The sequence below is a fragment of the Lactiplantibacillus sp. C232 genome (assembly GCF_023806725.1).
GTDB lineage: Bacteria > Bacillota > Bacilli > Lactobacillales > Lactobacillaceae > Lactiplantibacillus > Lactiplantibacillus plantarum.
Genome location: NZ_JAMSKZ010000008.1, coordinates 30,219 through 50,903 on the forward strand (window position 1 = coordinate 30,219; position 20,685 = coordinate 50,903).

Below are 20,685 nucleotides of genomic sequence, written 5' to 3' on the forward strand. Positions count from 1 at the left end.
CTGATGGCTGAAGAACGAATTAATGCCGAACAAGTGCAACACGTGGCGAGCTTAGCCAAATTGGAGTTTACACCAGACCAATTAGCGATGTTCACACCGCAACTAGAAAAAATTATCGGCATGTTCGAAGAATTAAGCACAGTTGATACCACGGGTGTACCCGTTACGTCACGGATGAGTGATCATACGAATACGCTACGTGAAGACGTGGCAGTTAAGAGTGATGAAGCACTCCGGGAAGCATTGCTGAAGAATGCTCCAGAAACGGCCAATGGCTTGATCAAAGTGCCAGCAATTATTGATGAAAGTGGGGACGGTGAATAATGACTTATTTCGACCAAGATCTAACTAGTCTGCACGCTGACTTGGTAGCCAAGAAGATCAGTGCTACGGAACTAGCGAAGGCCACTTTTGCGAATATGAATCAGGTTGACCCTAAGCTAGGGGCGTTCTTGAATTTAAATGAAGAACAGGCCTTACAACAGGCGGCTGCTTTGGATCAGGATGGCATCGACGCGAACAACGTTTTTGCTGGGATTCCGATGGCAGTCAAGGATAATATTGTGACGAAGGGCCTAACGACGACGGCGGCTTCCAAAATGTTGGAAAACTTCGTGCCGGTCTATAATGCCACGGTGGTTGACAAACTATTAGCAAGCAACGCTTTGATCGTTGGTAAGACCAACATGGATGAATTTGCCATGGGAGGGTCAACTGAAACGTCGGCGTTCCATGTCACTCGTAATCCTTGGGACATCAGTCGAGTGCCCGGTGGGTCTTCAGGTGGCTCAGCTGTCGCAGTGGCTTCTGGACAAGTGCCAGTGGCACTCGGTTCTGATACGGGTGGTTCGATTCGGCAACCATCATCATTTAACGGAATTGTCGGCATGAAACCAACGTACGGTCGGGTCTCGCGCTGGGGGCTGATTGCCTTTGGATCTTCATTAGATCAAATTGGCCCAATGACACGGACGGTCAAGGATAACGCGGCCGCTTTGAATATGATTGCAGGTAACGATGTGCATGATACTACGTCATCCAAACAAACTGTACCAGACTTTACGGCCGGTTTGACGGGTGATATCAAGGGTATGAAGATCGGGTTACCAAAAGAATACATGGGCGAGGGGATCGACCCTAAAGTTCGTGAAGTCATTCAACAAGCAGTCAAGCAGTTTGAAGACTTAGGTGCTACGGTTGAAGAAGTCTCCTTACCAAACAGTCGCTATGGTGTGGCTGCTTACTACATCATTGCATCTTCAGAAGCTTCTTCAAACTTACAACGGTTTGACGGGATTCGTTACGGTTTCCGGGCTGACGATGTTAAGAATTTGGAAGATGTCTATGTCCGTAGTCGTTCCGAGGGCTTTGGTGATGAAGTTAAGCGCCGGATTATGTTAGGGACCTTCTCCTTGTCAGCTGGTTATTACGATGCGTACTTCCACAAAGCTGGTCAAGTTCGGACGATGATTATCAATGACTTTAATAAGGTCTTTGAAGACTACGATTTGATTATGGGACCAGTTGCACCAACGCCAGCCTTTAAGTTGGGTGACGAATTATCTGATCCAATTACGATGTATATGAACGATGTCTTGACGATTCCAGTCAACTTGGCTGGGTTACCAGGAATGTCAGTACCAGCTGGGTTTGCAGACGGGTTACCAGTTGGCTTGCAATTAATTGGTAAGGCGTTTGATGAAAGCACAATGTATCGAGCGGGCTATGCCTTTGAACAAGCAACGCAAGTTTACAAGCAAACCCCGAAAGTCGGAGGTGCTAACTAATGAATTTTGTAACCACGATTGGTTTGGAAGTCCACGTTGAATTAAAAACGAACTCAAAAATCTTTAGTCCTTCACCCGTGCAATTTGGTTCCGAACCAAATGCCAACACGAACGTGATCGACTGGGGGTATCCGGGGGTATTGCCAACGCCTAACAAGGGCGTGGTCGAAGCTGGGATTAAAGCAGCAACGGCTTTACATGCTGAAATCGAACATCACACGTACTTTGACCGGAAGAACTATTTTTACCCGGATAACCCGAAGGCCTACCAAATTACGCAACATGAAAAACCAATTGCGCATGATGGTTGGATTGAAATCGAAGTTGATGGTAAAAAGAAAAAAATCGGTATCGAAGAGATGCATATTGAAGAAGATGCCGGGAAAAACACCCATGAAAACGACTATTCCTATGTCGATTTGAACCGGCAAGGGACGCCGCTAATTGAAATTGTTTCTAAGCCTGACATTGCCTCCCCAGAAGAAGCTTATGCTTACTGTGAAGCGTTGCGGCAACGGATCCAATTTACGGGCGTTTCGGACGTTAAGATGGAAGAAGGTTCAATGCGGGTCGATGTTAACATTTCAATTCGGCCGGCCGGTTCCGACAAGTATGGTGTGAAGACCGAAATGAAGAACTTGAACTCCTTCAACTACGTGCGCAAGTCGTTAGAATATGAAGAACAACGCCAACAACAAGTTCTCATGGCGGGTGGCAAGATCCAACAAGAAACGCGGCGTTTTGATGAAACAACGGGCCAAACGATCTTGATGCGGGTCAAGGAAGGTAGCGATGATTACCGTTACTTCCCAGAACCTGATATTCCAGCAGTCGATATCGATGATGACTGGATTGCATCCGTTAAGAAGACCATTCCAGAAATGCCTGGTTCGCGGCGTGAACGTTACATCAATGAATTTGGTTTAACTGCTTATGATGCGGGTGTGTTGACCCAAACTAAGGAAATGTCTGACTTCTTTGATGCAACCGTTGCTGAAGGTGCGGATCCTAAATTAGCTTCAAACTACTTGCAAGGGGACGTTAACGCGTACTTGAACGAGCATAAAGTTGATTTGTTAGCGACTGACTTAACGCCAACTAACTTAGCTGGGATGATCAAGATGATTTCAGATGAAACCATCTCAAGTAAGATTGCTAAGAAGGTCTTTAAGGCCATTATGGCGGGCTCAGAACCTGTCCAATGGGTCAACGACAAGGGCTTAGTCCAATTGTCTGATCCGGCGAAGTTACAACCAATCGTTGACGACGTATTGGATAATAATCAACAATCAATTGATGACTTTAAGAACGGGAAAGACCGGGCCGTTGGGTTCCTCGTGGGTCAAATCATGAAGAAGACACGTGGTCAAGCTAACCCGAAAGTCGTCAACCAACTATTAATGACATCATTAAAAGCACGGTAGAAGCGTTGGTCGATAAGGTGTTGAGCCTCGATTGATGCATGTCCAGCGTTGGGGTAGAGATGAGACGCTGAACGCTTGACCGTGTGAGCGGAGGAATAGGAAACATGCGTAAACGGGCACGACTTATTTATAACCCGACTTCTGGACGTGAGGCATTGGCCCACGATTTAGTTGAAATTCTTGGTATCTTTGAACAAGCTGGTTATGAGACCAGTGCGTTCGCAACGACGCCCGCCCCTAATTCGGCGGCTGATGAAGCGCGACGTTGTGCCAAGGACGGGTTTGAACTGATTGTAGCAGCTGGTGGTGATGGGACCATCAATCAAGTAGTAAACGGGTTAGCCGGGTTAAAGCGGCGACCTAAGATGGCTATTATTCCGGCGGGTACGACCAACGATTATGCCCGGGCACTGCGGATTCCGCGCAATGATCCGGTTGCGGCGGCCAAGGTAGTCCTAAAGAACCAGACGGTTAAGATGGATATCGGTCAGGCTGGTGAACAGTATTTCATTAACATTGCGGCTGGGGGCATGTTAACGGAGCTGACCTATGACGTACCATCACAATTGAAGTCGATTTTTGGGTACGCGGCATACTTAGCCAAGGGTGCTGAGTTATTACCACGAGTAAAACCAGTTGAGATGGATTTGAAATATGATGGTGGTCATTATCAGGGCAAGGCTTCGATGTTTTTCTTAGCGCTGACTAATTCAGTTGGTGGCTTTGAGCAGTTAGTGCCGGACGCGTCATTAGATGATGGTAAATTTACCATGATTATTGTGAAGACGAGCAACCTTGCCAAAATGCTTCACTTAATGACATTAGTGCTCAATGGTGGCAAGCATATCAATGATCCAAGCATTATTTATGTGAAGACGAGCAAGGTCGTCGCCAAACCGGCTGACAAGGATCGCTTAATGATCAATTTGGATGGGGAGTACGGTGGTGATGCACCGATGACGTTCCGGAATTTAAAGCAACATATCGAAATGTTTGCCGATACGGATCGGATCCCCGATGAGGCAATCACGGATACGGATCCAGAGTTGGAAGACGCTGAGCGACACTTTGTCTCAGCCGTTGATCAGTTGCCAGCTGCAACTGAGGACGACGAAAAAACAGAATAACTTGCTTAAATTACCGTTTACCGATACAATGGTGGACGGTAATTTTTTTAAAAGTGTTACCGTCACAGGGACATGATTGAGCATTGCCTGACGATTTAATCGTTTGTCGGTTTAGCAATGATTTGTCAGTGGTGCAAAGCATGAGACAGCTCAAATTCGCGCGTTTTGACACTCATGGTAAGCAATTTGAATAGCATGTTTAATCAGTAAATGTTAACGACACTGCCAAGTGTGGCAGTATTAATGACCATATCACTCGCTGCCCGGAGCAGTGGCTACCAGGCAGTAACTAAAAATTAATAAGTCACTAACAAAGAAAGCAAGAGGAAACAAATGAAAGTTAATTTACCAGTGCACAAGGGTGAAGTTTTAGACGTCACTATCATGGATTTAACCTATCAGGGTATGGGTGTTGCTAAAGTCGATAATTACCCAATCTTTATCGAAAATGCATTGCCAGAAGAAAAAATTACGGTCAAGGTCACGAAGACGACGAAGAACTTTGCGTTTGGTGATGTGGAAAAGATTAACCAAGTGAGTCCTCATCGGGTTAATCCTAAAGGGCGCGTTTATCGTCAAACCGGGATTGCACCACTACAACACTTGGAATACAGTGAACAATTGAAGTTTAAACAGCACCAGGTGGCCGAATTATTTGCAAAGGTCCACATGGATGATGTCGAAGTTTTACCAACGATTGGTATGGCCAACCCGACGCAGTATCGGAACAAGGCCCAAGTACCCGTACGACAAGTCCAAGGACAACTAACGACTGGTTTTTACAAGAAGAACAGTCATCAATTGATGCCAATTGAAGATTATTATATTCAAGATCCTGCAATTGATAAGGCTATCGTGGTAGTTCGCGATATTTTACGGAAATATCACGAGGCAGCCTACGATGAATTCCATCATAGTGGGACGATTCGGACGATCATGGTACGGCGTGGGTATTACAGTCATGAGATGATGGTTGTTATTGTGACGCGAACGAAACACTTACCAATGGCTGACGTGGTCACACAAGAGATTCAAGCAGCGTTACCTGAAGTTGTCAGTGTGATTCAAAACGTTAATTCTAAGAAGACTAACGTGATCTTAGGGCCAGTTAACAACGTGTTAGCTGGTAAGGCCACTATCGATGATCAGTTACTGGGCCTGACATTCGCCATTTCAGCCCAGTCCTTCTATCAAGTGAACCCACAACAGACCGAAAAGCTTTATCAGTTAGCCATTGATCAAGCTGGTTTGACGGGTAATGAGACGGTGATCGATGCTTATTCCGGTATCGGAACGATTTCGTTAACGATGGCCCAACATGCCAAGCAAGTGTATGGTGTTGAAATCGTGCCAGCAGCCATCGATAACGCACGGCAGAATGCGGATAAGAATGGTATTACGAACGCGACCTTTGTTTTGGATAGCGCTGAAAAAGCCATGGCTAAATGGCAAGCAGATGGCGTTAAGCCGGACGTGATCGTCGTTGATCCGCCACGTAAGGGCTTGGACGCCGACTTTATCAAGAGTGCCGGTGAAATGGCGCCTAAACGGGTGGTTTACATTAGTTGTAACCCATCAACCTTAGTTCGAGACGCCCAACGGTTTGCAGAATACGGCTACCATATTAGTGCCCCGGTCCAACCCGTGGACCAGTTCCCACAAACACCACATATTGAATCGGTAACGGTGTTAGAACGCGAACAATAAGCATTTTAAAACTGGATTATTAATGAAATTATGAAAAGTGTGTTGGGTGCCTGATTATTTGTCGGGTAACCAACACACTTTTTTACTCAGCTTGAGGGCTAACTTTGAATTAGAAGCACAAAATAACCGTTTTTAAGCGCTGATATTGATTTGAATTCGTCCGATTTTAATAGACAGATCATTTAGAATCGGCTAATAAAACAGTTTATTGATAATTATAATTATTGCTTTAAATAATTTAATAAATAATGCGCTGTAATTGCTGTAAACTAGTTCACTGGAGCTGTTTGAGTCAAATTTAGCGTATTAAATTAAATAATTGTATTTATTGGTCAAAAAACACCCACAAAAACCATCAATTGTATTACTTTTGATAAAAGTATGTATTTCATCTCGGTTTTTGACCAGTTTGGGTTATAATGATAAACGAAATAAACCGATAAATGGGGGAGCATGATGGTAAAGAGAAGAACACTGACACAGGCAAAAGTATTAGCAACAGCTAATCAGTTAATTGAAAGCAAGGGAATTAACGGATTAACAATTCGGGATTTAGCGTTAGTTTTGGATGTGCGGCCGCAATCGATTTATAATTATGTTGATAGCTTGAGTGATTTATTAGATCAGGTTGGCCTCCAATTTGTTCAAAATGTTGCGGATCGTTTAACTGAAACAATCTCAGACGTTGACGGTGATGAGGCTTTGATGGCATTTGCTCAAGAATTCCGGGCGGCCTGCAACCAGCATCGGGGGTTGGCACCGTTATTACTTGACTTAAATGATAACCTAAGAATCCCACGGTCTCGTAAAGCAATTGTGCAGTTATACCAGGATATGTTTAAACCATTACAACTGGATGATTCGGCGCGGGTGGAGAATACCTTGTACCGTTCCACGTTGTTCGGATTCATTATCCAAGAGATTGGCGGCTTCTTTAAGATGCAGGGGACTGAACTTGATGAACGGTTCACGAAGGTTATGCAGTTAGCGATTGACCAGACACACTTACCTGCTGATAAGACGAAAAAATAATTTAAGATTCAGTGCGGCTATCTTAGCAGATAGCCGTTTTTTTATAGGTTAAATTCGCCAATATTTAGCAGTAAATGGGGCGTAATACAATAATCTTTGTTAAGGCTGAAATCAAAATCAATAATGATTTATTGAAGTAGTTTTATGATCAATCGTAATGAAAATCTTAATTCTGCATGGTAAACGCTAAATTAGGGCGTTATTTTGGCCCCAGGCTTAAAAAATCGTTTACAATAAGGTTAAAGTTAATTTTAAGGGGGCCCACCATGTCGGAACGTTATTTATCAGCAATTGAACACGGGTTAACGACTAAGCAAGTTGACCAGCGCCTGACAGCGGGTCTAAAGAATGAGCCGTTACCGCCCTTAACGCGGTCTGTTAAACAGATTTTTCGTGATAATTTGCTAACACTTTTTAACTGTATCAATGTTTTGTTAGCCGGATTAGTCTTTTTGACGGGAAGCTATAAGAACATGCTGTTCTTATTCGTGGTCATCGTCAACACGGCCATCGGTATTTTTCAGGAGATTCGTGCCAAGCGTCAGGTCGATAAGCTGGCATTATTATCGGCCACTAAGGTTCAAGTCCGCCGTGACGGTCAAACGGTGGCGATTGGTCAGGACGAAATCGTTCAGGATGATTTACTATTAGTGACCCGTGGCGAGCAGATTCCTGTGGATGGGCTCGTGCGGGCGACCGCTGGATTAGAGGTCGATGAGTCCCAGATTACTGGTGAGGCTGATCCGGTTATTAAGGGGCCGGGTGATGAGCTGGTTTCTGGGAGTGTCATCCTTGGTGGTCACGGAATCGTGCAGGCAACGCAGGTTGGTCACGGCAGTTTTATCAAGCAGATGGCGCGAGCAGCTAAGCAAAAACGGCGGACGCCAAGTCAATTGTTAACGATTATCAATCGAATTATCAAAATTTTGACTTTTACGATTATTCCACTAGGTGCTGGACTGTTCATTTCCACTATGATGCGGGGTGAAAGTCAGAACCGGGCAATCCTCGGGACGGTGGCCGCGATGGTCGGGATGATTCCGGAAGGACTGGTGCTGTTAACGTCAGTCGCTTTAGCTGCTGGGGCGTTCACTTTAGGCCGGCACCAGGTATTGGTGCGGGAGCTACCCGCCATTGAAGCACTGGCCCGGGTCGATACGTTGTGCCTCGACAAGACTGGAACGATTACTAGTGGCAAGTTAGTTTTTGAACGCGTTGAGCCGTGGAACCAGCATGATTTGACAGCAGTGGAGCACCGGTTAGCTGCGTTAGTCACTGCTATTGATGATGATAATGAAACGGCCCGGGCCATCAAGACTGCTTTTGGTCAGCCACCAGTGCAAGCGACAGAAGTTCTTCCCTTTTCTTCAAGTCGTAAGTGGAGTGGGGCTGCGTTTGATGGTCACGCTTACGTTATGGGCGCACCGGAATTTATTTTTACCACGGTACCCGGCGAGTTACAGTCTCGCATCAAAACGCTCGCGCAACAAGGTTACCGGGTATTAGTGTTAGCCGAAGTGGCCGCCTTAACGACGCCCAAACCGACTCGACCGATGACTTTGGGATTAATTCTGATTACGGATGAGTTGCGGCCACACGCTAAGACGACGTTTGGTTTTTTTGCTAATCAAGACGTCGCCCTAAAAGTTATTTCTGGTGATAATCCGGTGACGGTCGCCAGTATTGCACAACGGGCTGAGATCAAGGACGCTGATCGGCTGGTTGATATGAGTCAAGTGGGGACTACCCCCGACTATGATCAGCTAGTGACAAATTATACGGTGTTCGGTCGAGTGACGCCGCAACAAAAAGAGCAACTAATTAAAGCCTATCAGCGCAACGGCCATACCGTAGCGATGACTGGTGACGGCGTTAATGATTTGTTGGCGCTGAAACAGGCGGATTGTAGTATCGCGATGGCGAGTGGGAGTGAAGCCACGAAGAGTTTGGCTGATTTTGTCTTAATCGATTCGAACTTTGATGCGATGGTGCAAGTGCTGAACGAGGGTCGCCGCGTTATCAATAATATTGAACGGGTCGCCGCACTCTACTTGATTAAGACGATGTATTCGGTCGCTCTGACGTTGATTTTTATCTTCATGAGCCACAGCTACCCGTTTGAGCCCATCCAATTAACACCGATTTCATCGTTGATGGTTGGTATTCCAACCTTTTTCTTGGCGTTACAGCCTGATTATACGCGAATTACCGGGCGCTTTATGAAACAGGTGATGGAGATTGCCGTTCCCGCGGCGATCTGCGTGGTCGGCTATATCATGGTCATCATGGTGTTAGGTAATAAGTTCCAGCTGAATTTCGAAACGACCGCGACGTTGAGTGTGTTGATGACCGGGATCTTTAGTTTAAATGCGTTATTGATTGCAGCCCGGCCGTTGAACCGGTTCAAAATTGGGTTAGTCGTGTTAATGGCAACACTGTTCGTCCTAGTCTTTTTGTTTGCCGGCCGAATTTTCTCATTGGTTAACCTATTAGATTGGTCGTTAGCTGTGATTTACCTACCACTGATGATCAGTGCGTATCCGGTGTTCATTGTTCTGCAAAATGGCTTAGGAAAACGCGTTCTCAGCAAGATCAATTGGCGATAATCGATCAAATTTAGGTGACGGGGCCACGCTGCAATTACGGCGTGGCCTTTTTTGGTGTAATCAGATTGCTGTCTCAGCGTAAGCCACACCGTTGTTGACCAGTCAGATTAAATTAACAATCCGATATAAGTATGGTTGATACCAGCATAGCATGTAAATTTATAACAGATTTTAATAGGCAGCAGCGTCTAAAACGGCTTATAATGAAGTTCAGTAGATTACCGGAATGGGGGCGGTATTGTGTGGCTTGATGAACAACGGTTAATTCAACGGTTAGTGCCGCGCTTGTTGCGTTTTCGGCAAACTAACTTCTATCGGATTATTCAACGGACCTTGATGTTGACGTTCCCATTCATTTTGATTGGGACGTTCAGTCAAATCATTCAACTGACCGTGTTGACGAAAACGGGGTTTATTGCCAGTATCTTTCACCTGTCAAAATGGGTCCCATACTATCGTTACTTACACTATCCGTTTGATAGTTTAACAACCTTGACGCTCAACGGTGTGGCCGTAGTAGCAGCATTTGGTGCGGCAAAATACCATGCCAAACTCAATCAGCGCGATGACCAACTAGCGGGATTGACCGCCGCGATTGCGCTATTGATCGTGGCTTATCAGTATACGAATCAAAATCAAATTGGTGTTTTTAACACTTTATTGATCGGGACTAACGGTCTAACGGGCGCATTGATTGTGGGTGGTTTGACCGGCCTGCTCTTCAAATGGTTCAGCAAGCCGGTTCCGGCACAAAGTAGTCCGCATACGGCCGATATCTTGACACGGACTTTCAGTTCACTACTTCCAATGGCCTTAATACTAGTATTGGCCGTGCTAGTGAGCCTCGCTTTGAACTGGCTGATGATTATTACGTACTCTGCTGAAAGTTGGTCGGCATTTCAAAAGTACGCAACGACTAGTCACAGTCTGTGGCTGACCTTTGGCATGGCAGTTGTGACGCTGTTGTTAGAAATTCTTGGACTAGCTGGTCCGTACCAAGAACGCTTGGTGACTAACAGTGCGACAATGACGGCCAATTTGAATTATGCACTCACACATCACTCGGCGTATCACGTGCCGTATCCGTATACGGCCAACACGTTGTATCACGCATTTGGGACGTTTGGCGGAACGGGGATGTTGCTGGCCTTAGTGATTGCCATTTATATCGGTAGCAACAATCATAACTACCACGTAGTCGCGCGGTGGAGTCTATTACCTGCGCTCTTTAATAGTAATGGACCGCTACTGACAGGCTTACCAGTTCTATATAATCCAATCTATCTAATACCATTTGTGCTTGCGCCTGTCGTAAATATGGGACTGGCGGCGCTGGCAATTGGGTTTCATTGGATTCCACCCGTGGTTTATCCGGTTCCCGTGGGTACGCCGGGACCGTTGATTGCCTTTATCGGCACTAACGGTAACGTGGTGGCACTTTTACTTGGTATCGTTGATTTGGCACTATCAGTGGTGATCTATTTGCCGTTCATGCGGTTGGCGGAAACCATTGTGCAGGCGGCGCAAGCACAAGTGGGGGGTGCTAAGCATGTATAATCGACCTAATTGGCAGCGACGGCGGCGAAGTCTGTTAGTGCTTGTATTAGGCTTACTATTTCTGGGCTTTTTGATTCAGCCCTCATACCAGTGGACGAAAACCAACGTGGCTGCGATGGCAGGACGCCATGATTCGCAGATGTCACCAATTATTATGATTCCCGGCAGTAGTGCGACTCAGAATCGGTTTGACACCTTAGTCAAGCAACTTAATAAGGCTGATCATCGTCGGCATAGTTTAATTAAGCTGACCGTGATGACGGATGATACGATTAAAATGACGGGGTCGTTGCGTGCCCGTGATAACGAGCCAATCATCGTCGTTGGCTTTCAAAATAATCGTGACGGCTATGATAATATTAAGCATCAGGCCCGTTGGTTCTCACTGGCCTTTAAGAAGTTGGCTGCCAAGTATCAATTCAATAATTTCAAAGCAATTGGTCACTCGAATGGTGGTCTGATTTATACGTACTACTTTGAACACTATTTTAATCGCGACGATATTAAGGTCAAACGAATTATGACCATTGGCTCACCTTACAATTTCTCAGAAGCTAATTTGAATCATAAGACACAAATGTTAGCTGACTTTATTAAGTACCGCGATCGATTGCCTAAGTCAGCGACAATGTATTCGGTCGCAGGTACCGAAAACTATGATTCAGACGGTCTTGTTCCAGCGCGGAGTGTCGAGGCTGGCAAGTATATCTATCAAGGGCAAGTCAAGCATTTTACAGAGATTACGGTTACTGGTACGAATGCCCAGCACTCCGATTTACCTCAAAATGCGCAAATTGTCACGTTGATTAGAACTTACATGTTGGATAAGCCGAAACAGACTCGTAAGGGCTTAGTATCGACGGGGACTGTCGAATGAGCGGCAACGAGGTTCAGTCGTTGTGGACTGGACAGTGTTCAAGAGTTTGTGACGGTGGCACCTGTGAGGAAGTTTAGGGTGTTATTAAGAATTGTGGTAAAATTTGGTCATGGAGGTGGCCGAAATGTCCACACAATCACCAGTACATCGCAATCGGGTCCTGACTTTAATTCGGTCTTATTATCCGAATTTAAGTGTGACGGACCGCAAGATTGCTGACTATATTATTGCCGACCCAATTAAAACGGCGGCTCAGTCGATTTCAGACTTGGCTGCCGCGGTTGGCGTTTCAACGGCCACGGTTTCACGGTTTGTCAAACGGATTAGTTTTAGTAGCTTCCGTGACTTCTCACGTGAACTAACGGCGGCCGAACCGATTGAACAAACTAATGCGGAAGCTTTTCAAGATGTCGAAAAACAAACGACTTTCAAAGGAATTGCGGAATCAACATTCAATAGTATTCGTAGTTCGCTAGATCAGACAAGTCAGGTAATGACGGAAGCAGATCTCAAGCGGGCGGTGGAATTATTGCTGAATGCTCGCTCGATTGGCTTTTATGGTCTCGGGGGCTCCGCAGTCGCTGCCTTAGATGGGTATCATAAGTTTGTGCGCACCGGTATTCCGTGTGCCCATAATAGTGACTATGATATGCAACTGATGCAAGCGGCTCAGATGAATGCCAGCGACGTGGCAGTGGTTATCTCACATACCGGGCGTAATCAGCAAACACTACAAGTGCTGGCTACCCTGACTTCACAAAGTGTGCCAGTGATCGCGTTAACTAGCTTCGGTAACTCGCCCCTGGCTAAGGACAGTACCGTTGCCTTTATTTCAGTTGCAGAAGAAATTAACTATCGTTCGGAAGGGCTGACTTCGTTGATTGCCCAGATGAGTATTATCGATAGTCTCTTCTTGATGACTGCTGTTCATGGCAATATCGAAATGGCAGAAAGTCTTGGCCGGGTTCGCGAGGCCATTAGTCAAACACGAACGGAGCTTTAATGCTGTAGGCAAAGGATTGATGAGATGACAAAGCGGCAACATTATCGACCAGTATACGCAAAAACGCGGTGGGCGCGGTGGCGTTATCGACTGGGCTGGTTATTAGTTCTATTAATAATCATTGGCAGCGTTTGGGGCGGCTTGGCTTGGTTACGTTGGCGTAGTGACGCTGTCGTGAGTGGGTTTGATGTCCGTGGGGTTGCTGTGTCACAAAATGACGGTTATTTAGATTTTGCGGCCTTGCAAAATGATGGGCTCAAGTTTGTCTATTTACACGCTACTCAAGGAGCTAGTTATACGGATGATAACTTTGCAAGCAATTATGAACGAATCGTTGGCACAAGTTTAGGTGTTGGCGTAATCCATACGTTTAGTTTTTCATCGACTGCTGCGGCCCAAGCGGCCTATTTCGAGAAAACGGTCGGGGATAGCATCGGCAATTTACCAATTGCGATTCAAGTGCAATACTACGGTGACTACACGGACCAGACGATTGCGGTTCGAAAAAGTCGTGCCAAGCTTAAGGCATTAGTGACCACGTTGAACCAGGATTATAATCGCTCCTGCGTCGTATGGTCAACGCCCGCAGTTGCCAAGCAGATCGTTAAGCCCGCACTAAAAGACACTGACTTATGGCTGGACACGGCGAAGACCCACCAACAGGGACAACGAGTGATGTTTATGCATTATTCCGATCGCGCCGTTTACCGCCAGAACGGGACTCGTCAAGAGTTCGCTGGAATTCTATTCAACGGTAGTGTGACAGCGTACAATAAAGTTGTGGCGCAGGGCTTAAATTAAGGCCTAATCCTTGAATAACTTATTTCACAAATTAAATTAACAGCTTATTAGCTGCTAGGCTGACTAAAAATAAGTCGCAAGTTCAAGACTCTTCTTGAACTTGCGACTTATTTTGATGGCGACCTATTAAAATCCTTAGGACGTCACTAGCGTCATTAGGTATTTGGCGATAAGATGACATAACTGCGATCATCGGCTTCGTCAAAGAGGGTTACAGGTCGTTGCTCATTAGCCCGCACCTCAAGGTGAAATCCATATTGATCAAGTAAGACGAGCGCACTCGATGAGATGGATTCGACGGTGGCTGGTACCGAGCGCCCGTCGATGCGAATCATCATGTTGGGATCAATCTCCAACGTGTGGTCCCGGTGATGAGCCTCATCACGATAGGTCCAAGTTCCCGCGTAGAAAACCGCTAAGTCACCGTCAGCGATCGTACTAGGGTGCCGTTTGTGGAGTAGTGTACTAGAAAGTCCTGCAAGTAATGATAAACCAAATAATATTGCGCCACGCCGCTTCACTGGATCAACCTTCTTTCTGAATAAATCTATAATTAAAATATACCACTAAAACGGCGTTAACGTCACGTAATAAGTGGATTCTTATTAAAGCCTTTATGTCACTGTTACCTGCGGGTAATGAACGTAATATTTTATCAATTTCGGAAGGGCGGTAACTAATTTTTTTGAATTAATTTGTGTTCTGATTGGAAATTACTGGGTGAGTGTGTTAATCTATATAATGTGATTGGCATTTATGTGAAGTTTTAAAGTATCATTTAATTGTGTTACCGTAAATTCTTTATAGGTGTTAATAACATGTGTTAGTTACTTTTTATTTTTATATCCTAGGAGGATTTAGTTCATGAAAAATGGTACTGTAAAATGGTTCAATGCTGATAAGGGTTATGGCTTTATTACTGGTGAAGATGGCAACGATGTATTCGTTCACTTCTCAGCTATCCAAACTGACGGTTTCAAGACCTTAGAAGAAGGCCAAAAAGTTACCTTTGATGAAGAATCAAGCGATCGTGGCCCACAAGCTGCTAACGTTGTTCCTCAATAAGCTTAGCTTTTAAAAGGGCTGCCCGTGTGGCGGCTCTTTTTTTATGCGCAAAATAGCGGGTGACTTTTGATCCTTATGGCCCAACTTAACGGCGAAAACTGGTAAAATAGAATTATAAACTAAACGCACGAGTAAGCGCCACCAATCACGACTGGTTGACTAGCGCCGTTGAGAGGAGTCAAATCGATGTTAAAATTAGGAATTATCGGAACGAATTGGATTACACAACAATTTATTGATGCTCCCGCTGCCTCTGGTGAATGGCAATTGACGAGTGTTTATTCCCGCCATGCTGAGACCGCGAAGGCTTTTGCCGCCAAGAATCATGCCGATGAGACTTTTACGGATTTAGATGCATTTTTCAGTCGGGGTAGTTTTGATACGGTCTACATTGCATCACCAAACAGTCTGCATTTTGCCCAGGCTAAACAAGCAATCGCCTATGGTAAGCACGTCATCGTCGAGAAGCCAGCCGTGGCGAACCAACAAGAATTTGAACAGTTAGATGCCGTTTTAAAGGCTCACCCTGATGTCCTATTATTTGAAGCAGCACGCCAGATTCACGAAGTTAATTTCCAACGCGTCAAGGATCAGATTAAAAAGTTATCCTTAGTTCAGGGTGCGACGTTGACTTACATGAAGTACTCGTCACGGTATGACGCCGTCTTGGCTGGTGAAGAACCGAATATCTTCTCGTTGAACTTTGCCGGTGGGGCGCTTCAGGATTTAGGTGTGTACCTGGCCTACGATGCGGTCGGCTGGTTCGGCATGCCGGAAGAGGTGGCTTACTACCCAACCTTGATTCGAACGGGCGTTGACGGTAAGGGTGTGGCTATTTTACGCTACGCTGACTTTACGGTGACCTTGAACGTTGGTAAGACTAGTAATTCGTTCTTGCCATCTGAAATCAACGGTCTGCGCGACGCTATTGTGATGGATAATCCTGCTGAACTTGGACAAATCACTTATCAAGATAAGGATGGTCAGGATCATGCGATTGGGGCGCAACCCGATACCAATCCAATGCTGGCCGAGGCGCGCGACTTCGCAACCGTTATCAATGACCCAAGCAATCACCAGACGGAATACTTAGCTTGGCGGCAACTTAGTCGAAATGTTAATAAACTATTATTTAATTTGCGGCAGTCAGGGCACCTATATTTTACGGGTGAAGCCCCTGATACCGATAAATAGAAATGAGGCACTATGTTAGACGTATTTAAAACTAAATTTGCGGCGGCGGGGTTCACCGAGTTGTCGCCGATTCAAACGGCAGTGGCCGAGCCACTTGCAGCTGGTCAATCGGTGTTAGGACTCGCACCAACGGGGTCTGGTAAGACCCTAGCGTTTACGTGGCCAATGCTCGAAGCGTTGCGGGTCGGAGAAGGTACGCAGGCACTGATCTTAGCGCCATCACAAGAACTCGCAATGCAAACAACCAACGTGGTGCGCGAGTGGGGCCAGTTGATCGATGCCAAAGTCCTCGCGATTACGGGGGGGGCTAACGTTAAGCGGCAGATGGAAAAGCTCAAAAAGCATCCTGAAGTAATTGTTGGGACGCCGGGGCGGATTACTAACCTGATTGCGGATGGTAAGATCAAGCTTGGGCATTTGAAGATGATGATCGTCGACGAAGCCGATGAATTACTGACAGATGAAACCTTGGATCAGATTCGTGAAATTCTCGACGCTACATTTGCTGAAACGTTACAATTAGGCTTCTTCTCAGCAACCGAAACTAAAATTTTAGATGAGTTGCCACGCTGGTTTGGTCAGCATGTTGAAAAAATCGATGTGCGGGCCATTGATCAGACCCAGGGGGTGGTTCGGCACCGGACGATGCAAGTGGGTAATCGGCACCGGGTGGACTTACTGAAACGGATTAGTCGTGTTGACCATATGCGGGCCCTCGTTTTCTTCAATAAGATGCAGGAACTCCAACATGTCGCCTTAGAATTACGACACCAGCACGTGAGTTACGTTGCCTTGACCAGTAATCAACGTCAGGTTGAACGTGAAAAAGCGTTGCGGTTATTCCGGCAAGGCAAAGTCGGGCTGTTGTTGACCACTGATTTGGCGGCTCGGGGTCTAGACGTGCCTGAATTGCCAGCTGTGATCAACTATCAGCTACCTAAAGATGTCACGACTTATATTCACCGGAGTGGTCGGACAGGCCGCATGGGTGCTGATGGACTAGTCTTGACGTTCGGTGACGACCATGATGTCCGCGACTTTAAGAAGCTGATGGCGACGACTGACTATGAAATCAAGCCGGGTTACTTGGTCGATTATCATATTGTTGATACGAAACCAGATAAAGTTGTTCCACCGTTAACGTTCGACCATCCAGAAACGGCTGGCAACGCGGCTAACGGTCGGCACCGGGTCGTGAGTGCTGGTCACCCAGATGAGGTTAAGCGAGTGGAGACGAGCCGGAAGCGGCCCGCTGCGGCAACACCTAAAAAGAAGAAAGGTCACAATAAGCATTCTAAGAAAAAAGGGATGCGCAAGAAAAATCGTGATCGCTTTAGCAATCAGTAATTGCCAAAATGCACAATCCGTGAGATGATATTTTACGGATTGTTAATGGCCTCATAGCACAACTGGATAGGGCACCCGCCTCCTAAGCGGTTGATCCCGGTTCGAGTCCGGGTGGGGTCAGTTGAATATTAGAAAGCACCGTTTCAGGGCAGCGTTTTAGTGACGTTACCTTGAAACGGTGCTTTGGGTTTAAGTAGCCACAAATGATATGAAATCGAAATGAATACTGTATTAGTCTAAACGCCCGCTACCAGTCCAAATGACTAGTAGCGGGCGTTGCGATTAACGAATGACGATGACGTTGCAAGGGGCGTGATCCACGACGTAGCTGGTCGTTGAACCAACGGCTACGCGATGGGGCGAGTTGGTACCAGTGGCGCCGAGCACGATCAAGTCAATTTCGGGATGTTGCTTGGCATAGTCCTCAATGGTGTGTTTTGGAATCCCGTAGCTGATTTCAGTTTTTAAATTCGGTGCGGACGTGGTGGCGACGAATTGTTGTCGCTGCCGCATGGCATCCTTTGCGTGAGCGGCTTCCGCGTCTAGTAATTCAGATAGAACCGGGTCGAGTGCGGGGGTGTGGTAGGCGCTGTCATCCACCACGTAGAGCGCAGTCAGGTTTGCTTGGTGCCGCTGGGCAATGTTGACCGCTTCAGTAAAAGCGGCTTGTGCAGCATCGGAACTGTCAACGGGTACTAAAATATTTGTGTAACGGCTTGGCATTATAACCACCTCCAGTTATCTTTACGATAATTATAATGGATTAGTGTTGGGCAATAAAATTAAACGCACCTAGTGGGCAGGGTCGATGAACTAGCGTATATTATAGACAGTAAATTTCTTTTGGGGGTTAGGTATGTTAAAGCATGTACAGAACAGCCTATTGACCTTTGAACGGGTCGTTGAGCGGCAACGTTATTGGCGCGCCTTACGTGATACGTTAACGCTGCTTTTTCCATTCGCATTAGTTGGGGCGTACGTTAGTTTTATGAACCAGGCAATCTTTCAGCGCAATGGTTTTTTGAATCATATTTATTATCTCAGTCATTGGCTGCCGGGTTTTAAATATTTGGCAGCTTACACGACGATGCTTAATCTGAGTATCAACGGCATTCTTGCCGTGATTGCGGCTTTTTCAGCCGCTAATTTTGTCGCGCGGAGTGCTCAGCGTGATAATTTGTTAGCGGGATTGACGGCGGCAATTAGTTTTATCATGCTTAATATCAATTATAATTTTTTTAGTACCCAGGGTCAGCCTGCTGGCAGTCGGTTTTTAGAAGATAATTTGGGAACTCAGGGCATCTTCCTCGCACTATTGGTGGGCCTGTTGACTGGTTGGTTGTTCAGTCATTTGACACGGTATCCACACATCCACCAGGAGATCGAGACCCAGACGCACTTGCTAGCGCGGGCACACGCGAACTGGTTACCGATAGTCGCTGCTTTGCTGGTGTTCAGTGCCATCGGGTATGGTATTAGTTTTGTCAGTAAAGGGGGATTAAACGGCCTGTTTTACGCGGTCTTCACCTTACCATTCAGTAATCCGGGGGCGTCGCTACTAGCGATAATTGGCGTGGCATCACTCAGCAATTTATACTGGTTAATTGGGATTATCGGTCCGGTTGACTTTAGTGGTAACAGTACTACGAGTACGGTTCAAAATTTGGAATATGCGTTGCAACACGGTTCGGCGTGGGGCGCGCCAAATCCAGTAACGCTCCATACGTTATTTGATGCGTTTGCGAACGTAGGTGGTCCCGGAATGACGTTAGCGTTATTGATTGCAATTTTGTGGCGTTCACGTAACCGTAATTATCGAACGGTGGCCAAGACCAGTGCCTTGCCAGTACTGTTTAATATCAACCAACCGTTGCTCGTCGGCTTACCGATTGCTTATAGTCCGATTTTAGCGATTCCGTTTCTATTAGCGCCACTGGCTAGCATGGTCATCACGTGGTGCGCGTTGAAGCTTCAATGGATGCCGCCGGTCGTTTATCCGGTTGGTAGAACGATGCCGGGCTTCTTGACCGGTTGGCTGGGAACTGGTGGCGACTGGCGGGCCTTCATCGTTAGTCTGATCAATATAGCGGTAGCCACAGCAATCTACTTGCCATTTGTCCTATTGGCAAACCAGGTTGAGGAGGAGGCGAAGGCGGATGCTTAAACGATATTGGTGGCGGTGGCTTCTTGGAATCGGTTTGTTAGTCGGGATCTGTTGGCCGGCCTACACGTGGAGTAAAGCGAATATCAAGACGCTGAAAAACACTGGTCGGACGCGGATGGCACCAGTTATTATGGTCCCCGGATCGAGTGCGTCACAGAACCGGTTTGATAGTTTGATTACCGAGTTGGGGAAGGAAACGCCGAAAAAACACAGTGTATTGAAGCTGACAGTTCAGACGGATGGGACAATTAAGTATAGTGGTTCGATTGCTGCTAATGATAATGAGCCGTTCATCGTGATTGGCTTCGCGAATAATCGTGATGGTAAAGCTAATATTGATAAGCAAGCTGTCTGGTTGAATACGGCATTCAAGGCGTTGGTCAAAACGTATCACTTTAATCACTTTTATGCGCTAGGTCATTCCAATGGTGGCCTCATTTGGACCCTCTTTTTAGAGCGCTATCTAAAGGAAAGTCCGAAGGTTCATATTGACCGGTTAATGACGATTGCCTCGCCGTACAATATGGAATCGACAAGTACGACCGCCAAGACGAGCATGTTCAAGGAACTTTACCGTTATCGGACTGGTTTGCCGGAATCGTTAACCGTTTACTCGATTGCGGGGACGGAAAACTATACCAGTGATGGGACGGTGCCGTATAACAGCGTTAACTACGGTAAGTACATCTTTCAAGATCAGGTCAAGCATTTTACGGAGATTACTGTAACGGGGGCGAATACGGCGCACTCTGATCTACCACAGAATAAGCAAATCGTCAGCCTGATTCGACAGTACTTACTGGCTGAAACGATGCCTGACAAGGTTCGTCAAAAAAACGCACAACGGGTACAAAATTAGTTACGTTGTGTGGCAGTGATACTGCTGTTAAGACAACACTGGTGAGCGATCTGGTTAAGAAAGTTATACATGCAGTGAATAGAACGACAAAAACGATTAGCGTCCCGGTTACGAGACGCTAATCGTTTTTTAGTT

General features: G+C 46.2%; 18 protein-coding genes and 1 tRNA gene. 17 read left to right on the forward strand and 2 right to left on the reverse strand.

The window, feature by feature from the left end; all coding sequences use genetic code 11:
* The first annotated feature begins 3 nt into the window (after nt 1-3).
* The 11 genes from gatC to MZO41_RS09005 all read left to right on the forward strand — a co-directional run bounded on the left by gatC (nt 4) and on the right by MZO41_RS09005 (nt 13,921).
* Nucleotides 4-324 (forward strand): Asp-tRNA(Asn)/Glu-tRNA(Gln) amidotransferase subunit GatC, encoded by a 321-nt coding sequence (gene gatC / locus MZO41_RS08955; protein ID WP_003641341.1) that lies wholly within the window; start codon nt 4-6, stop codon nt 322-324.
* Nucleotides 324-1,787: an Asp-tRNA(Asn)/Glu-tRNA(Gln) amidotransferase subunit GatA gene (gene gatA / locus MZO41_RS08960; RefSeq protein WP_003644129.1), complete on the forward strand. Its 1,464-nt coding sequence runs from the start codon at nt 324-326 to the stop codon at nt 1,785-1,787. The genes gatC and gatA overlap by 1 nt, the downstream gene beginning before the upstream one ends.
* Nucleotides 1,787-3,211 (forward strand): Asp-tRNA(Asn)/Glu-tRNA(Gln) amidotransferase subunit GatB, encoded by a 1,425-nt coding sequence (gatB, locus tag MZO41_RS08965; RefSeq protein ID WP_003641343.1) that lies wholly within the window; start codon nt 1,787-1,789, stop codon nt 3,209-3,211. The genes gatA and gatB overlap by 1 nt, the downstream gene beginning before the upstream one ends.
* A gap of 104 nt (nt 3,212-3,315) precedes the next feature.
* Nucleotides 3,316-4,338, forward strand: coding sequence for a diacylglycerol kinase (locus MZO41_RS08970; RefSeq protein ID WP_003641344.1), 1,023 nt, complete (start codon nt 3,316-3,318; stop codon nt 4,336-4,338).
* 333 nt (nt 4,339-4,671) lie between these two features.
* Nucleotides 4,672-6,045, forward strand: coding sequence for a 23S rRNA (uracil(1939)-C(5))-methyltransferase RlmD (gene rlmD, locus MZO41_RS08975; protein ID WP_003644130.1), 1,374 nt, complete (start codon nt 4,672-4,674; stop codon nt 6,043-6,045).
* 453 nt (nt 6,046-6,498) lie between these two features.
* Entirely contained in the window at nt 6,499-7,077 is a 579-nt protein-coding gene (locus MZO41_RS08980) for a TetR/AcrR family transcriptional regulator (protein WP_003641346.1), read from the forward strand.
* 266 nt (nt 7,078-7,343) lie between these two features.
* Entirely contained in the window at nt 7,344-9,683 is a 2,340-nt protein-coding gene (locus MZO41_RS08985) for a cation-translocating P-type ATPase (RefSeq protein WP_003646275.1), read from the forward strand.
* Nucleotides 9,684-9,923: 240 nt separating this feature from the next.
* On the forward strand, nt 9,924-11,240 hold the full coding sequence (locus tag MZO41_RS08990; protein ID WP_003644132.1) for a PTS transporter subunit EIIC: 1,317 nt from the start codon (nt 9,924-9,926) through the stop codon (nt 11,238-11,240).
* Nucleotides 11,233-12,117, forward strand: coding sequence for an alpha/beta hydrolase (locus tag MZO41_RS08995; protein ID WP_003641349.1), 885 nt, complete (start codon nt 11,233-11,235; stop codon nt 12,115-12,117). The genes MZO41_RS08990 and MZO41_RS08995 overlap by 8 nt, the downstream gene beginning before the upstream one ends.
* 124 nt (nt 12,118-12,241) lie before the next feature.
* On the forward strand, nt 12,242-13,120 hold the full coding sequence (locus MZO41_RS09000; protein WP_003644133.1) for a MurR/RpiR family transcriptional regulator: 879 nt from the start codon (nt 12,242-12,244) through the stop codon (nt 13,118-13,120).
* A 24-nt stretch (nt 13,121-13,144) separates the two neighbouring features.
* The gene (locus MZO41_RS09005; RefSeq protein ID WP_013355365.1) at nt 13,145-13,921 is read left to right on the forward strand and encodes a GH25 family lysozyme; all 777 of its coding nucleotides are present in this window, start codon (nt 13,145-13,147) and stop codon (nt 13,919-13,921) included.
* Nucleotides 13,922-14,076: 155 nt separating this feature from the next.
* On the opposite strand, the gene MZO41_RS09010 is transcribed toward MZO41_RS09005, so the two are convergent.
* Nucleotides 14,077-14,442 carry a DUF4828 domain-containing protein gene (locus MZO41_RS09010; protein ID WP_003641352.1) on the reverse strand — a complete coding sequence of 122 codons (366 nt, stop codon included), beginning with the start codon at nt 14,440-14,442 and terminating at the stop codon, nt 14,077-14,079.
* Nucleotides 14,443-14,785: 343 nt separating this feature from the next.
* Here MZO41_RS09010 and MZO41_RS09015 point away from each other — a divergent pair, with 343 nt between their 5' ends.
* The 4 genes from MZO41_RS09015 (at nt 14,786) to MZO41_RS09030 (ending at nt 17,647) form a co-directional block, all read left to right on the forward strand.
* Nucleotides 14,786-14,986 carry a cold-shock protein gene (locus MZO41_RS09015; RefSeq protein ID WP_003638174.1) on the forward strand — a complete coding sequence of 67 codons (201 nt, stop codon included), beginning with the start codon at nt 14,786-14,788 and terminating at the stop codon, nt 14,984-14,986.
* A 186-nt stretch (nt 14,987-15,172) separates the two neighbouring features.
* Nucleotides 15,173-16,180, forward strand: a complete 1,008-nt coding sequence (locus MZO41_RS09020) for a Gfo/Idh/MocA family protein (protein ID WP_252129675.1) — start codon at nt 15,173-15,175, stop codon at nt 16,178-16,180.
* 12 nt (nt 16,181-16,192) lie between these two features.
* Nucleotides 16,193-17,527 (forward strand): DEAD/DEAH box helicase, encoded by a 1,335-nt coding sequence (locus MZO41_RS09025; RefSeq protein ID WP_003641354.1) that lies wholly within the window; start codon nt 16,193-16,195, stop codon nt 17,525-17,527.
* Between the two features lie 47 nt (nt 17,528-17,574).
* Nucleotides 17,575-17,647, forward strand: a tRNA-Arg gene (locus MZO41_RS09030).
* Nucleotides 17,648-17,809: 162 nt separating this feature from the next.
* Here the strand turns inward: MZO41_RS09030 and MZO41_RS09035 are convergent.
* Nucleotides 17,810-18,250: a universal stress protein gene (locus tag MZO41_RS09035; RefSeq protein ID WP_003643301.1), complete on the reverse strand. Its 441-nt coding sequence runs from the start codon at nt 18,248-18,250 to the stop codon at nt 17,810-17,812.
* Between the two features lie 133 nt (nt 18,251-18,383).
* On the opposite strand from MZO41_RS09035, the gene MZO41_RS09040 reads away from it, so the two are divergent.
* Nucleotides 18,384-19,691, forward strand: a complete 1,308-nt coding sequence (locus MZO41_RS09040; protein WP_013355368.1) for a PTS sugar transporter subunit IIC — start codon at nt 18,384-18,386, stop codon at nt 19,689-19,691.
* Nucleotides 19,684-20,550 (forward strand): alpha/beta hydrolase, encoded by an 867-nt coding sequence (locus tag MZO41_RS09045; protein WP_058906905.1) that lies wholly within the window; start codon nt 19,684-19,686, stop codon nt 20,548-20,550. The genes MZO41_RS09040 and MZO41_RS09045 overlap by 8 nt, the downstream gene beginning before the upstream one ends.
* The last annotated feature ends 135 nt before the right edge of the window (nt 20,551-20,685 follow it).